The 15,813-nt window shown below is 57.4% G+C and carries 10 protein-coding genes; 4 read left to right on the forward strand and 6 right to left on the reverse strand.

Going from position 1 to position 15,813, the window contains the following annotated elements; translation table 11 throughout:
• The first annotated feature begins 12 nt into the window (after positions 1-12).
• Positions 13-1,017 (forward strand): XdhC family protein, encoded by a 1,005-nt coding sequence (locus tag HUW52_RS17145; protein ID WP_175554350.1) that lies wholly within the window; start codon positions 13-15, stop codon positions 1,015-1,017.
• 112 nt (positions 1,018-1,129) lie between these two features.
• Here the strand turns inward: HUW52_RS17145 and HUW52_RS17150 are convergent, their stop codons facing one another.
• Positions 1,130-2,065 carry a DUF1848 domain-containing protein gene (locus HUW52_RS17150; protein ID WP_175554351.1) on the reverse strand — a complete coding sequence of 312 codons (936 nt, stop codon included), beginning with the start codon at positions 2,063-2,065 and terminating at the stop codon, positions 1,130-1,132.
• Positions 2,055-2,900: a hypothetical protein gene (locus HUW52_RS17155; protein ID WP_175554352.1), complete on the reverse strand. Its 846-nt coding sequence runs from the start codon at positions 2,898-2,900 to the stop codon at positions 2,055-2,057. Before HUW52_RS17155 ends, HUW52_RS17150 begins: the two co-directional genes overlap by 11 nt.
• A 554-nt stretch (positions 2,901-3,454) precedes the next feature.
• Between HUW52_RS17155 and HUW52_RS17160 the strand changes: the two genes are divergently transcribed.
• Together HUW52_RS17160 and HUW52_RS17165 are read left to right on the forward strand one after the other, a co-directional pair.
• On the forward strand, positions 3,455-5,860 hold the full coding sequence (locus tag HUW52_RS17160; RefSeq protein WP_175554353.1) for a glucose/quinate/shikimate family membrane-bound PQQ-dependent dehydrogenase: 2,406 nt from the start codon (positions 3,455-3,457) through the stop codon (positions 5,858-5,860).
• A gap of 85 nt (positions 5,861-5,945) precedes the next feature.
• On the forward strand, positions 5,946-7,244 hold the full coding sequence (locus tag HUW52_RS17165; protein ID WP_175554354.1) for a carbohydrate porin: 1,299 nt from the start codon (positions 5,946-5,948) through the stop codon (positions 7,242-7,244).
• Positions 7,245-7,306: 62 nt separating this feature from the next.
• Here the strand turns inward: HUW52_RS17165 and HUW52_RS17170 are convergent, their stop codons facing one another.
• Positions 7,307-7,558, reverse strand: coding sequence for a hypothetical protein (locus tag HUW52_RS17170; protein WP_123594637.1), 252 nt, complete (start codon positions 7,556-7,558; stop codon positions 7,307-7,309).
• A gap of 198 nt (positions 7,559-7,756) precedes the next feature.
• Here HUW52_RS17170 and alaE point away from each other — a divergent pair, with 198 nt between their 5' ends.
• Positions 7,757-8,218 carry an L-alanine exporter AlaE gene (gene alaE / locus HUW52_RS17175; protein ID WP_175554355.1) on the forward strand — a complete coding sequence of 154 codons (462 nt, stop codon included), beginning with the start codon at positions 7,757-7,759 and terminating at the stop codon, positions 8,216-8,218.
• 1,242 nt (positions 8,219-9,460) lie between these two features.
• Here alaE and HUW52_RS17180 read toward each other — a convergent pair.
• The 3 genes from HUW52_RS17180 to HUW52_RS17190 form a co-directional block, all read right to left on the reverse strand.
• Positions 9,461-13,840 (reverse strand): response regulator, encoded by a 4,380-nt coding sequence (locus HUW52_RS17180; RefSeq protein WP_175554356.1) that lies wholly within the window; start codon positions 13,838-13,840, stop codon positions 9,461-9,463.
• Positions 13,841-13,883: 43 nt separating this feature from the next.
• Positions 13,884-15,041 carry a two-component system response regulator gene (locus tag HUW52_RS17185; protein ID WP_175554357.1) on the reverse strand — a complete coding sequence of 386 codons (1,158 nt, stop codon included), beginning with the start codon at positions 15,039-15,041 and terminating at the stop codon, positions 13,884-13,886.
• A gap of 139 nt (positions 15,042-15,180) precedes the next feature.
• Positions 15,181-15,669, reverse strand: coding sequence for a DUF2867 domain-containing protein (locus HUW52_RS17190; protein ID WP_175554358.1), 489 nt, complete (start codon positions 15,667-15,669; stop codon positions 15,181-15,183).
• Positions 15,670-15,813 lie beyond the last annotated feature (144 nt).

Genomic DNA, 15,813 nt, shown 5'->3' on the forward strand with positions numbered 1-15,813 from the left:
GAGGAGAGACTGATGGAAAGCATCGACTTGCTGGTCCTGCGCACAGCGCGGGACTGGCTTGCCGCCGGCGAACGTGTGTTACTCGCCACGGTTGCGCGCACCTGGGGTTCTTCACCACGGCCGACCGGATCGATGATGGCTTTGCGTGACGACGGTCGCGTGGTGGGCAGCGTGTCCGGCGGCTGCATCGAGGATGACCTAATCCATCGCTTCACCACGGCCCATGGCGGCAGCGCTTTTAGCGACAGCGCACCGCAAGTGGTGCGCTATGGCGTCAGTGCCGATGAAGCGCATCGCTTCGGCTTGCCCTGCGGTGGCACGCTGGAACTGATCCTTGAGTTCAACCCGGCGTGGCAGTCGCTTGACGAGTTGCTGTTGCAACTGGATGCCGGGCAACTGGTTCGCCGTCGTCTGGCGCTGGAGTCCGGTCAGGTGATGCTCGAACCGACCGCAACGCCGGAACAGTTCAGCTTCGATGATGCGCAGATGCTCAACACCTTGGGACCGGGCTATCGGATGCTGATGATCGGGGCCGGCGCGCTGGCCGAGTATCTGGCGACCATGGCGTTGTTCAACGGCTTCAAAGTGGCGGTTTGCGATCCGCGTCCCGAGTACATCGAGACGTGGGCGGTAGACGGCGTGGAGCGCATCGTCGGCATGCCGGATGACGTGGTCCGCGACTTCGCGGTCGATCTGCGCACCTGCATCGTCGCCTTGAGCCATGACCCCAAACTCGATGATCTGGCCCTGCTCGAAGCGCTGCACGGTCCGGCGTTCTACATCGGTGCGATCGGCTCGCGGCGTAACAGCCAACTGCGCCGCGAACGCCTGATCGAGCATTTTGGTGAAACCGAAGCGTCGCTTGAGCGCCTGCACGGACCGATCGGCCTGTACATCGGCAGCAAGACGCCTGCGGAAATCGCCGTCAGCGTGATGGCGGAGATTCTTGCGGCGAAGAATGGCGCGAGCCTGCCGAAAGCGTTTTCAATTGCCAGGGCCAAAGCGCTCGCAGAATGAGACGCGCTCGTTATCGGCAGGCAACGACGCCAGCATTTTCCGCGCGGCACAACTCAAATGAAAGCCCGACCCTATTCACTCTATCAACAGGCCAACCGCGCATCGTCGCAGTTCAAAATAAGGACGCCTGGGATTTCACTGCTAAAAGCAAGTCAGGGTCAATGCCTTCCGCGCTGCCTACGAGAAACGGACTATCAGGATCGTGATTTCGCTTGTTTGAAATAACTCGTTCATGACTGAATGTCGCATAGCAATAAGAGCAACCATGCAGGCAAGTATTATAGACCCCAACATCAACGCTTTTGATACAGCCACACGACTCCCGTTGACCCTTATCCTTGTCACCGCTCAAAGAAAGTCCGAATACCTCCTGTATTAACCGCTCATCAATACATTTACCGTGTCCAATTTCGTTGACCTCGACTTCTTCGGCGCAGGTGAAAATCTCCATGTCATGTTGGGCAGCAGTCTTGGCCATGAAGTCTGTAAGCTTCTGCAAGCTTTCTCGATCTTTTGCAATATCGGAACAAATCAACCCCTCAACATCCCGCAAGTTTTTTTCTGTCTTTTTATAGAAGTCAGAAAAGCTCACTACAACACGCCGAGTATACCCGGATAGATTCTTTGCAATTTTCTGAAACAGTCGCTTATGCTCTTCCAGAGGCAGTAGATTCGAAAGCAAAACAGGGTCATACCGCCATATGACGCGGCGCGCACCTAATTGGGAACTCAACTTCCTGAATTCCTCAATCGCTTTATACGGATTGGGAACCGAGCGCTCAAGCGAGCGCGGATACCCGGTAATCGTATACTGAAAGTAATAATTGAATCCCCTTTCATCCAACTCCGGAAGGTATGGCATTAAATTTGTCGGGTTGCGAGTCCAGAAAACGATAGCTTCGACGTCTTGCGCCAACATTGAGACGCGACGTATTTGATTGTGATTAAAAGGGTTTCGCGTAAGTAAAAAGCCAGCCCGCACTCTTTTAATAAACCATTCGGCGTAAAAAGCAGGAATATCGGTTCTTCGGCTAGCACTAATTATCACGTTTAACGCCCCAAAACACCGTCGAACTCATATTAACTTTGGGCCTGACTTGTTGAAAGATTTCGTCTGCATAAGGAAATCCCGCCCATCCTTGGTTGCCTGCCTCTGAGCAATCAACATTAGCAGCTTCAAAGACTATTCGAATCTTTCTCTCAACATCAATTTCAGCCCTATCGTTTATCACAATAACCCCGCCATTCCACATCACTCTTCTCAGCTTTTTGCCTAGATCTTTAAGATCAGACTCATCAAGTTCTGAAATCAGGTAGGAACATAACGCTATATCAAACTCCTCGTCCTCCTCTCTGAGGGTATCGAGCCCCGCCATTACATTCGCATGCATGGTATCAAGTCTGAATAAAATGTCACCTGCAACATTCAGGATGACATTACGTGCAACATCATCCCACAACGGCTCAATATCCATTCTTGTTATGAATATTCGATGCAGAGAGAAATCCTCAATTTCTTGCTTAAGAAACTCCAGAGTCGCATGTATATCACTCCCCGGCCCCCCACCCAAAGAGAGAATCCGAATAGGCGCATACCTCAGGATATTGGCTATGACATTTTCAGACACGCGCCGTAAACCTGCTCGATTCTCCGCAGCATGGACGGGAAGAAACCGGATTACATAAAGCTTGCGCTTTTCGACGCAATCGTAGCTTACGTCATTATTATCAAAGTACTGGAGTCGCAGGCACTCTACGCAGCTTGTTGAACGTGGCGTCCGGTCGGCGCATTTGGACCATTTATTACCATCAAGCTCAGCAAACATATCAGAAACAATTTTTTCCATAAAATCCTGATCGTCCCAGAAATCATAACCGTTCAATCATTTGAATACTGGCTTACGGCCATCATTCGGTCAAGCTTGATAAGCCCGTACGGTTCATTTTGAGGCATTTTCCAGAGCGTCTTGAAGGCATGCAACAGAAGCAAACCCTCGTAAATGTCGCCTGTTGGATATGCACCTTGGATTTTCTGCAAGCGTTCGCCCATTTGATTGCACACGCGTGCCCCGCCTACATCCCATTACATGAGCCTCATTAGGGTGATCACATGGTCACCATACCTGAAGATCTGCCCCTCAATCGTCGCAATATAAATGCCCGTTGGATGCGCTAATTCTACAAAGAATGCTTGCAGGCTCTTCGATTCTTGCCACTTCTGAGTAGCTCAGGCTTAGACCTGTCAAAAATACCAATATTCCTGTCGAAAAAAAGCATCTCGCTTCGGGCAGTTGGAATAAATTCGGTCCCGAGGTTAAAACGCCCCCCGTCAGGCACGTGATTCAGCAACGAACTACGCTTCACGTTGAAATTTGTGATTTAACTAGGTAGTTACCTAACTATATAATGCGCGCCTCATTTCAACGGGACACTCAACGTGAAGCAGAGTCAACGCCTCTCGGGCATATCAAAATTCATTCTGGTCGGGCTGGGCGTCGTCATCGCCCTGCTCGGCTTGGCGCTGGCTGCGGGCGGCGTGAAGTTGGTCAGCCTGGGAGGCTCGTGGTACTTCCTGGTGGGTGGCTTGGTCATGGCCGTTTCCGGTCTGCTGATCGCGCGCTTCAAGCTGGCCGGTGCGTGGCTGTTCGCCGCGTTCCTGGTGGGCACCGCGATCTGGGCGGTGAGCGATGCCGGGCTGGTGTTCTGGCCGGTGTTCTCGCGCCTGTTCATGTTCAGTGTGATCGGCCTGGTCGTGGCGCTGGTCTATCCGCTGCTCAAGCGTGCCAACGGTGAAGTTGCGGGTCGCGGCGCTTACGCCGTGGCTGCGGTGCTGGCGGTCGGCGTGGCTGTGGCGGCCGGCAATATGTTCGTCGCTCACCCGACCGTTGCGGCAACCGGCACTGGTCCGGGCCTGACTCCGGTCGAGCCGGACAAAGCGCAAAAGGACTGGGCCCACTACGGCAATACCGAAGGTGGCAGCCGCTTCGCCGCGCTGGACCAGATCAATCGCGCCAACGTCGACAAGTTGAAAGTCGCGTGGACTTACCACACCGGTGACGTCGCCGAGAGCGATGGCAACGGCGCCGAAGACCAGCTGACCCCGCTGCAGGTTGGCAACAAGGTGTTCATCTGCACTCCGCACAACAACCTGATTGCGCTGGATGCCGACACCGGCAAAGAGCTGTGGAAGAACGCGATCAACGCTCAATCGAAAGTCTGGCAGCGCTGCCGTGGCATGGCCTATTTCGACGCCACCGCCGCCATCGCTCAGCCGGCCAATTCGAAAATCATCGAAGCCAAACCAGCACCGGCCGCCAATTGCCAGCGTCGTCTGCTGACCAACACCATCGATGCTCGTTTGATCGCGGTCGATGCTGACACCGGCGAGTTCTGTCAAGGTTTCGGCAACAACGGTCAGGTAGATCTGAAGGCTGGTCTGGGTAATGTCCCGGACAGCTACTACCAGTTGTCCTCCGCGCCGCTGATGGCCGGCACCACCGTGGTGGTTGGCGGTCGCGTGGCTGACAACGTGCAAACCGACATGCCCGGCGGCGTGATCCGTGGTTTCGATGTGATGACTGGCGCCATGCGTTGGGCGTTCGACCCGGGCAACCCGCAGGACAAAAACGCACCGGCCGACGGCAGCACTTATGTGCGCAGCACGCCGAACAGCTGGGCGCCGATGTCCTATGACCCGGCCACCAATACCGTATTCCTGCCGATGGGCAGTTCGTCCACCGACATCTATGGTGTCGAGCGCAGCAAACTCGATCACACCTACGGTGCTTCGATCCTCGCGCTGGACGCCACCAGCGGTGACGAGCGCTGGGTGTTCCAGACCGTGCACAACGATCTCTGGGACTTCGACCTGCCAATGCAGCCGAGCCTGATCGACTTCACCAAGGACGGCAAAAGCATTCCGGCGCTGGTCATCGGCACCAAGGCCGGGCAGATCTACGTGCTTGATCGCGCCACCGGCAAACCGCTGACCGACGTGAAAGAAGTCCCGGTGAAAGCGGCGAACATCCCGAACGAACCGTACTCCCCGACTCAGCCGAAATCGGTGGGTATGCCAGAAATCGGTGCTCAGCACCTGACTGAATCGGACATGTGGGGCGCTACTCCGTACGATCAGCTGCTCTGCCGCATCGACTTCAAAGGCATGCGCTACGACGGCTTGTACACCGCGCCGGGTACCGATAAATCCCTGAGCTTCCCGGGTTCGCTGGGTGGCATGAACTGGGGCAGCATCTCCACTGATCCGGTGCACGGTTTCATCTTCGTCAACGACATGCGCCTGGGTCTGTGGATTCAGATGATTCCGTCGCAGAACAAGGGTCAAGCCGCTGGCGGTGGCGAAGCGCTGAACACCGGCATGGGCGCCGTACCGCTGAAAGGCACGCCGTACGCCGTGAACAAAAACCGCTTCCTGTCGGTGGCCGGCATCCCGTGCCAGGCACCACCGTTCGGCACGCTGACCGCGATCGACATGAAGACCCAGAAAATCGCTTGGCAGGTTCCGGTTGGTACTGTTGAAGACACCGGTCCACTGGGCATCCGCATGCACCTGCCGATCAAGATCGGTCTGCCAACCCTCGGCGGCACCCTGTCGACCCAAGGTGGTTTGATCTTTATCGCCGGCACCCAGGACTTCTACCTGCGCGCCTTCAACAGCGGCAACGGTGAAGAAGTCTGGAAAGCACGTCTGCCTGTCGGCAGCCAGGGCGGCCCGATGACCTATGTTTCGCCGAAAACCGGCAAGCAGTACATCGTTATCACCGCCGGTGGTGCGCGTCAGTCGACCGATCGCGGCGACTACGTGATGGCTTACGCCTTGCCGTAAACCACGCTGTTCACGTAAAGCGCGGCACCTTCGGGTGCCGCGCTGCTTTCCCCCTATTGCTCAAGTTTTCTGCAGGAAGATTTACATGCTATCGGCTGTTGGTTTTTCCCGTTCCGACCTGTTCAAAGGCCTGTTGCTGGGCGTCGCGTGCACCACTACCCTCCCCGCGCTGGCCGACAACGATTCCGATCTGTTGACCCGCAGCACCCTCAGCGGTGACTGGGGTGGCTTGCGTCACCAGATGGATGAACAAGGCATCAAGTTCACCGGCGATTACAGCGGTGAAATGGCCTACAACGCCGACGGCGGCCTGCACCGCTCGGCGCGCTACTCGCAGAACATCAAACTCGGCGTGCAGTTCGACCTGAGCAAACTGTACGGCGTCGACAATGCCGGCAAGGTCCATCTGACCATCAACGACCGTCGCGGCAACAGCGCTTCGGAAGATCTGGTCGGCAACCGTCTGCCGATCCAGGAAAACTACGGTGGCCTCTACACGCGCCTGACCGAACTGAGTTACGAGCGCAGCCTGTTTACCCCGGCGCTCAACGTGAAGCTCGGTTACATGGCCATGGGTAATGACCTCGGCGGCCTCGACAGCGGCATTCTGTGCAACTTCATGAACGCCGGTTTCTGCGGCCATCCGCTGAACATGTCAGGCGGCAGCGGCTGGACCAACTACCCCAACGCGCGCCTCGGCGTGCGGGTGAAATACGATCTGTCGTCCTCGTGGCAACTGCGCGTGGCCGCGTTCAACGTCGACCCGGAAAGCAACGGCAACTCCAGTCGCGCCTGGCATCTTGGCCCGAAACACACCACTGGCACCGTGGTGCCGATTGAGTTGGTGTACAAACACGCAGGTACCCTGCCCGGCGAATACAAGCTCGGCTACTACTACGACAGCTCCGACGTAAAGCGCATCGGCAGCGACGACGAAGTCTCCGGCCGTGGCGGTCATTACCTGCTGATCGATCAGGCGGTCTGGAACTCGCCAACTTCCGAAGGCCGCAGCCTGCATGCCTTCGGCCAATACTCGGCGGCCAGCGAAGCAGCTTCGCCTTTCAGCAAGTGGTACGGCACCGGCGTGGTTTTGTACAAACCGTTCGAAGGTCGCCCGCGTGACACCGTCGCCCTGGGTTACGGACGCGCCGTGCCCAACCCGCGCAGCCGTGACGTGCTGCAGGACGCCGCATTGAACAACGGCACGGCGTTCCCGAACCTGGACAGCGCCGAGCAATTGATCGAGCTCGGCTACGGATATCAGGCCACGCCTTGGCTGACCCTGCGCCCGAATGTGCAGTACATCATCGAGCCGGGCGCGTTTTCCGGGCAGGACATCGACAATGCGTTGGTGTTTGGTTTGCAGGTCAAAGCGGCGCTCTGATCTCCAAATAGCAGGCAATAAAAAACCCGGTTCGAATGCCGGGTTTTTTATTGTCTTCAAGATCACTTTTTCTTTTTAGCCGGCTTATCAGCCTTCTTTGAATCCTTGGCCTTCTCAGGCTTGCTATCGGCTTTCTTGGCAGACTTCTTGGGCTCGGCGTCTTTTTTCTTGTCTTTCTTGTCCTTGTCGGAGGACTTCGAAAGCGCCGAAGCCGCTGCTGATTTCTTCGCAGGTGATGACTTTTTGTCTTTCAAATCCTTGCTGGCTTTCGAAGCGTCACCTTTGTCTTTGCTTTTCTTTTCGTCTTTAGCCACGTTGACCACCTCTCGGAGTGTGCCGTTATTGACACAGCGCCTGTGCGATTGACCACAAGCTAATCATTAGGCGAGCAGGTCCGACAGCGGTTCAGATTATTTTCAGACGGCGAAACTTTGCCAAACCTCTGCACCTCGCGGTGCTGTGACTGTCACAGCACGATGAAGCACTGGCCTATAACTGTCAGGAGAAATGAAGTGCAGCACCGCCTGCAACAGCCAACACGTCGGACTGCATTTATTGCAGACACGACGGCGCTGATCCTGTTTTTCACCACCACCGGCATCATCAATGAACGTTTGATTGCCGGCATGACCTGGGATCAGGTTCTGCAGGCGCGCCTGCTGGGCGCGGCGCTGATGATTCCCGTCGCGCGACCTTACGGTCTCTGGCGCGATTGGCTGATGACGCGCGCCGGTCAGGGTCGGGTGTCGAGATTGATATGGGACAGTATTGCCCTGGTCAGCTTTCAGGTGCCGATCTATGCGGCGATCATTGCCTTCAGTGGCGCATCGGGAGAAGGTCTGGTGCGCGGCACGCTGGGTGCAGCGGTGATGATGCTGGTTCTGGGGCGACCCTATGGGGCGTTTCTTAACGGCGTGCGGAGGCTGTTTGGCTTGCCTCCGGGTGGGGAAAAACCGATGTCGTTGAACGGTTGAGTGGCTGGGGGAGATTTCAGGGACAGCCCACATTCAGAAAAACGTGATCTGTCCTTTAATCCCGCTCTTCTGACCAGTTTCAACGGTTCAACCTCTCGCTCCGGTTTCATAAAAATGGTCAACGCAATAGGCTCGTCCCTTGAGTACATGTTGCTTGCAGTCCTTCGTCAGACAATCAGACGTATCCAGACCGCCATGATTCTCGACGATGCGTAGCTTGATCAAGGATTCCATATCAGCTGATTCCCAGCCCTCGGGCGAGTCCAGTTTGCGCGCGTACAGCGTTTGATATTTATCCCACTCATCGGTTCGCCAAAGCTGCCCACACCCGGGGCATTGCAATAGTTTGACCCAGTCCGCCGTTGCAAGGCAGCGCATTCCTGCGACAAACGCCGTGTACCTCTGACCAATCTCTACCAGGTCGCCCTTAGCGTTGCAGGTACATTGCATTTTCCTACTCCGAATCTTCTTGCTTCTACTCGTTTCAAGGTGAGGGTCTGCTTCTGGCCGAAAGCTCGCTAAAAAAAAGCTTGCGATCAACACGCCAGGTTGCAGATTTTCGGTTCAAAGACTTGACTCCGACTGCGCCGTCAAATTGCGGACAAGTCTTTTGCAAAGCGCTCAACCTGGCTGGGGAGGACCAACAAAGACCCATTTATTTGCCAATCACAGTCGTCATCTGACGTTGAACCCAAGTAGACACGCAAGAACACCAAACCCGGGAAATGAGGATCTAAACAGGCCGAAAGTGCAAAATCCTCGCTCTCAGAAAGCCACTCTTTAGAAACCCCTTCCTCAAGCTGCCCAACCGACGCGAAGAATCCGTCGAGTCGAGGCAGGTGATCTGCAGAGGAGGTCCATTCCGTTGTAATTTCCGCGTGTAGATCAGTGCCCGCGAGTCGAACGACGATACAGCCAATCCGGCTGCTACACGGCGTGATGGTCAGCTTCAGCCCATCCTTTTGCATTATTTCTGCTGGCATTTCCGTACCAATGTCACGAGTGAAGTGCCGATATTACTACGTGACCGTGCAGGGGATAGGCAAGTTAGTCTTAGGTTGAAGAATCTGCTTCCGACCGGGAATTGCCCATCACGAATGTCCGCTACTGGCTGGCAGCAATAGACTGAAGCAGAGTTTTCTTTCGCTTAGGCTTCAGCTTTTTTTCGCCATGCAACAAAGAGCAGCATGCCGGCCCCAACCAGCTGCCGTTAAAGGTGAGCGGCCTACCTGCTCACCCGGTTCATTTATCCTGAAGAAGCTGCAAGGCGCGGTCAAAGTCGAACAGTTCCACTTGCGCCGCGACGAGTGTCAGACGGTCTGCCAACGCTCGATCGAGTGGCCTGTTGCGCAGTGCCGCCAGCACGTCCAAAGCCGCCGTATCACCTTCGTCCAAAAGAACAACAAGCCTGTTCAGTTGCTCGCTGATTGCCGATTCGTCCAGCAGCTCATCATCCGTGGAGGTCGTTGTGTCTGCCTTAAGGTCGGCCAGAGCCGCCAGGGTCGGGCGCAAGCACTGCTCGACCTGCGTCGCTAGCGCTTGCACTACCGTAGCCGGCTCGCCGTTCTGGCAGGCCTGTTCTAACAAAGCGCAAGCCTGCGCCACGGCCTTGGCGCCGATGCTGCCGGCGCTGCCTCGCAAACTGTGCGCCAGCCGTCCAGCGGCAGCAGGGTCCGGATCGATTTGTGCGGCCTGGAATTGCTCGGCAAAGTCTGTCTGAGTATCGCGAAACTTGCAGAGCAGACGTAAATAGAGATCCCGCCGCCCCATGCAAGTGGCAAGGCCCGCCGCCAAATCAATGCCCTCGGGACGATCTGGCAAGCCATCGGCGAAACCTGCGTTCAGCGGTGATTGAGCGGCTCTTGGCTTGATCCATTTTGCCAATGTGGCGAACATCGTTTCGACGTTGAGTGGCTTGGAAATATGGTCGTTCATGCCGCATTCGAGCGCGCGCTCGCGGTCACCGTCCATGGCGTTGGCGGTCATGGCGATCACCGGAAGACTGCTGAAGCGCGATTGCTGGCGAATGTGGCGGGTGGCCGTGTAGCCATCCATCACCGGCATCTGGCAATCCATCAGCACGCCATCGAAGTCGCCATCCTCGCTGAGGATATCCAAGGCCTCCTGGCCGTGCGTGGCGAGTCGCAAGCGTATTCCGACGCTCTCCAGCAGCTCGCTGGCCAGTTCCTGATTCAGCTCGTTATCTTCGACCAGAAGCAGCCGCGCGCCATTGAGACTGGCGACGGTACTGGCATTGTGTTGGGAGCGTTCGCCAGCCCGAGTGTCGCTGTGCGTGTCTCTGCCCAGCACGACACCGATGGCTTCGAGCAACGATGACGGCGTGACGGGTTTGGTCAGTACCACCGGCAACTGGATGCCTTGGCGTTCGGCTTCTTCGCGGGCTTCTTCGCGGCCAAAAGCCGTCACCATGATGACCGATGGCGTGCGACTCAGGCTGGCGGAATGCATTCTGCTCACGGTTTCCATGCCATCCATGCCGGGCATCCGCCAGTCCATCAAGACCAGATCGTAAGGCAGGACCTTGTGCTCGGCGTCGGCCAACATGCGCAGCGCCAGACTTCCGCTCTGCGCGACATCCACTTCCAGGCCAAAGCTGCGTGCCATGCCCGAGAGAATTTCACGGGCACTGGTGTTGTCATCCACGACAAGCACGCGCATGCCCAACAGTTCGCCAGCCTTGAACATACGACGCGGCAGAACATTTTGCTGTACGCCGAGTTGTACCTGGAAGTGGAACGTGGAGCCGACTCCCGGCTCGCTCTCGACCCAGATTCGGCCGGCCATCAGCTCCACCAGTTTCTTGGAAATAGATAATCCCAAACCGGTGCCACCATATTTGCGGGTGATTGAAGTGTCCGCCTGACTGAACGACTGGAACAGGCGTGAACACTGCTCGACGGTCATGCCGATGCCCGTGTCGCGCACCCAGAAATGCAGCTCCACGCTGTCCGTGTGCGCCTCCACTTCTTCCAGACCGACCACGATCTCGCCGTGCTCGGTGAACTTGGCCGCGTTGTTGCCGAGGTTGATCAGCACCTGCCCCAGCCGCAAGGGATCGCCCAGCAGTGCCGTGGGCAGGCCGGGCGGGATCTGGAACAACAACTCGAGGCCCTTGTCCTCGGTCTTCAGGCCAATCATGGCAGCGAAGCTGTCGAGTACGTCTTCAAGGCGGAACGGCACCTCTTCGAGGTTCATCCTGCCGGCCTCGATCTTGGAGAAGTCGAGGATGTCGTTGATGATCCCCAGCAGGTTCTCCGCCGAGCGGTGGACCTTTTCAATGTAGTTGCGCTGGCGTTTGTCCAGTTCAGTACGCAGTGCCAGGTGGCTCATACCGATGATGGCGTTCATCGGCGTACGGATTTCATGGCTCATGTTGGCGAGGAACTCGCTCTTGGCCTGCGTGGCTTCTTCGGCCGCGGCCCTTGCCTCTGCCAGTGCGGTGACGTCGATGTTGATGCCGGTTGCGCGCAATGGTTTGCCGTCAGGCGTGCGTGAGAAGCGGTTCAGCGACCGGAGCGTGCGCACCCGTCCATCGTTCTTGCGGACGATCCGGAAGTCGAACTCGACGCGGTCATTGCCACTCTGGATGGCGCTCTCGAACGCGCTACTGACCCGTGCCACGTCCTCGGGATGCATCAGCGCCTTCCAGTGCGCCAACGTGCCACCGAATCCGCCAGGCTCAAGTCCGAACAGGGTTTCGAGCTGGGGCGTCCAATAATTTGTGCCGCTGACCAGATCGACGTCGAACAGCCCGATGTCACCGGCCTCTTGTGCCAGGTTCAGGCGATCGCTGGCGGTTCGCAGCCGGGCTTCCATTGCGCGGCGATCACTCACGTCGCGCACCGAGGCACACACGCAGACACCACGACCCTCCAGACGCGGTAGATGAGAAAGGCCGATTTCCACAGAGAACAGACTGCCGTCTTTGCGTACCCCGCTCAGATCGTCAAGATCGCCGCCCATCTGCCGGGTTCCGCCGCTGGCAATGAAGCCGTCGCGTAACTTGACATGGCGCTCGCGGGCAGCCTGCGGTACCAGACGCTCGATGCTGGCGCCGATCAGCTCGCCGGGGGCGTAGCCAAACAAGGTGTCCATTTGCGGGTTGGTCATCAGGATGCGACCGTCGGCCCCCAGCACCAGCATGCCGTCCGGTGCTGCCTCGATGATGCCGCGATACCAGGCCTCGGTGGCGCGCAGAGCTGCCTGCTGGGCCTCCAGCTCTCTGGCCTGGTGTTCCAGTTGCAAGGTTTGCGCGCCCATTTCGTCAGCCTGGCGCCGAGTTTCCTGCAGCAGCGCCTGCGCTGCCTCGCTGCGTTCCATAATGGCCATCGCACCGGCCAGCCTGGGCAGGACTTCTTGCAACAGCAGCACCTCGTTCTCCTCCAGTGAGCGAAAGCCTGCCATTTCCACAACCCCGAGCAGGCGCTCGCCACGCAGCACCGGCTGCACCAGCAGATGGCTGGCGGCAACTGCGCCCAACTGCGCGCGCACATGCCAGAACGATTCGGGCAGATCCTCAAGCTGGCGGGGCTGGCGATCCAGTGCACACTGGCCAAGCAATCCCTCACCGAGTTCAAGCTCGGTGGGCAACGGGTGCTCACTGTCCACCGCATAACCGCCGACTAATTGCAGGCGCGACGCGCCTTCATAGAGCACGTAAAGCGCCCCCTGGCACATGCCCAAACGGGGCGCGATGCGGCTGAAAAAAGCCTGGGCCAATTGTTGCGGCGTCTCGGCCTGTTGCAGATCGACTTGCAGGAGCGAGGCGTGAGCTTTTACCCAACGCTGGCGTTCAAGTTGACAAGCCTCCACCTGCAGCGTGGCAATGGCGCGCGCCAGATCGCCGGTTTCGTTGCGCAGGTCGGTGTGCGGGATCTGGCCGTCCAGCTTGCCCGACGCCAATTCATCCACGGCAACGCGTACGCGGTTCAGCGGCACGCGAATGGAATAACTGACCAGCCAGGTCAACAGCAAGGCCAGCGTCGAACCACCCAGCAGCAAGATGTACGTGATCGTAGTGCTACGCTCTGCGTACTCAGCCAGGTTCTTCGCTGTATCGTGGATGTCGGTTTCCTTGTTTTTCTCGATCTGGGAGAGCAGCCCGTCACCGCCCTGCTCCAGCGCAAGAAAATCCTTGCTGTTGAGCAACATCAAGGCCTGGCCCAAGGAACCCTTGCCGGCGAACTCCAACGCTTCATCGCCATCTTTTTGCAGACGCTGTAATACCCGTTCGAATTCCAGCAGGCTGCTGATGCTGCTCTGTCGGCGCAGTGTTGGACGAACCTGCTCCAGCGCTTGATGGAGTCGCGCCTGGGCGACATCCATCTGGGCTCTGGCGCTGATGCGGATGTCGGCGTTGTTGGTAGCGATTGCACGTTGCATGGCGAGCAACAGATGCGGCAACTGCACCCGGACTTCCTGCACATGCTGGATACCCACCAGATCCTGTTGGTACAACTGCTGCATTTCATTTTTGAGCGAATACTGGGTGCGCAGGCTTTGCACGCCCAATATCAGGATCAATATCAGCAGCGCAGCGAAGCCGATGATCAATTTACTGCGCAGGGACAGGCGCTCGAGCATCTCGAACAGTCTGTTCATAAACGGCCTCTTTCAACTGGATGTGCTAACTGATACGCGGGGCTCAGGGACGGTCGGCAATCTGCTCAAGCAGGGCTAACTGCCTGGCCATGTCCTGGTCGCTGTCGGCGAAGCGCTCGGCAATTTCGCGGAACTGCTCGGCATTGGCCAGAAACGCGTCACAGATGTCCGGATCAAAATGCGAGCCGCGGCCTTCGCGGATGATCTTCACCGCCTGCTCGTGGGGCATGCCGGGCTTGTACACGCGGCGACTGATAAGCGCGTCGTAGACATCCGCCACGGCCATCAATCGGGCGCTGATCGGGATGTCATCGGTGGCCACGCCCTGTGGATAGCCACTGCCATCCCACTTTTCCTGATGGCCGTAGGCAATTTCCTTGGCCAAATGAAGGAAGTCGACGTTTATACCTAATTGATCCTCGGCGTGCTGGATGGCGTCGCGCCCCAAGGTGGTGTGGGTCTTCATGATCTCGAACTCTTCGGCGGTGAGACGTCCCGGTTTGAGCAGGATGCGATCAGGAATGCCAATCTTGCCGATATCGTGCAGCGGCGCCGATTTGAAGAGCAGCTTGATCGTGTCCTCGTCGAGAAAGTCCCGGAAGCGCGGGTGATTGCGCAACAGTTCAGCCAGGCGCTTGATGTAGTGCTGGGTGCGGCGAATGTGGTTGCCGGTTTCGTTGTCACGGGTTTCGGCCAGCGAAGCCATGGCGTGGATCGTGACATCCTGGATGGCGATCACCTCGCGGGTACGCCGCTGCACTTCCTGCTCCAGAAAATCGTTCTGATTGCGCAGGAAATCGGCAACGGCCTTGAGCTTGATCTGAGTCTCGACCCTGGCCATGAGCACCGGCGGGATGATCGGCTTGGTGATGTAATCCGCAGCGCCCAGGCTCAAGCCGCGAATCTCGTCCTCCGTAGCGGTCATCGAGGTCAGGAAAATGATCGGAATATGGCGAATGCGAGCGTCAAGCTTGAGCTGTTCGGCAACGTCATAACCGGACAGGCCCGGCATCATGATGTCCAGCAGGATCAGATCGGGAAGCGGGTCGGCCTGAAGAAGGCGCAGGGCTTTTTCGCCGCTGTTGGCGGCCTTGACCCGATATTTGTCCTTGAGCAACTCGGCGATCAGCATCAGGTTATCGGGGGTATCGTCGACTACCAGAACGGTAGCTGATGGGTAAACGCCGCGAGTGCTATCCATGGTTGTTGGCTCCCTTGCCAGACAATTAAGGAGTCGGCGTGCTTGCACCAATCTCTTGCTGGCAAGCGTAGCTAGAAAAGCTGCAATCGCTAGGTGGAGACTGGTCGATAGCGGCCCCTCCCGACGCTGGCGTCGACAATCACGTTTCGGCGGCGCCTGTCTCGCGTTTCAGACGCTCGAGGTCCCTATTGACCAGTAGCTTATGGACCACCCCAACCGGCAACATGTAGAGGCGCCCAAAGACGTTATGCGTTACGACAGACGATGTGATTGTGAACACACGATCTGCTATCGAAAGACAAATCATGACATCCAGGTGCCGGTCTCTCACGCTCAGAATGAGCAGGTCGGGGGCGCTATGCTCCACCAGAAAAAAATCCAGCTTTTCGCCAGCCTGTACGGTTTCTCGCCGGGCACCGGAGAACCCACCGATGCGCTCCACACCGAATAACGAAGAAATTGCATCCCTCGTTCGAAACGCCAGCCGCATGCACAGTCCCGGCTTGGCCCGCATGAAGTTCCAGGCATCAACAGTGGTGATTTCAACAGGCAGCAGCACCGTTCTGCTGTGATAGTAATCAAGATCGGGCAATGCACTCAGGGTTTGAGCAGGTGATGGGGTGGTCATACATGATTCCTTTCAATGGGCCGTTTTGTTACTCGACATCACTTTCCTTGCGTCTCTGCGCAACGACTGTGGAGATACGCCCGGTTTTCGATCACGCATCATTGAGTGACCTTCGATTTCCACGCCAGCAGGCGTGCAATGCGC

The sequence above is a fragment of the Pseudomonas sp. 43A genome (assembly GCF_013363935.1).
Classification (GTDB): Bacteria; Pseudomonadota; Gammaproteobacteria; order Pseudomonadales; family Pseudomonadaceae; genus Aquipseudomonas; species Aquipseudomonas crudilactis.

Excerpts from the sequence above, each read along its gene's own strand:
- HUW52_RS17145 (WP_175554350.1), top strand. The coding sequence starts at position 13 with ATGGAAAGCATCGACTTGCTGGTCCTGCGCACAGCGCGGGACTGGCTT.
- HUW52_RS17165 (WP_175554354.1), top strand. The coding sequence starts at position 5,946 with ATGCTATCGGCTGTTGGTTTTTCCCGTTCCGACCTGTTCAAAGGCCTG.
- HUW52_RS17180 (WP_175554356.1), bottom strand. The coding sequence starts at position 13,840 with ATGAACAGACTGTTCGAGATGCTCGAGCGCCTGTCCCTGCGCAGTAAA.
- HUW52_RS17185 (WP_175554357.1), bottom strand. The coding sequence starts at position 15,041 with ATGGATAGCACTCGCGGCGTTTACCCATCAGCTACCGTTCTGGTAGTC.
- HUW52_RS17190 (WP_175554358.1), bottom strand. The coding sequence starts at position 15,669 with ATGACCACCCCATCACCTGCTCAAACCCTGAGTGCATTGCCCGATCTT.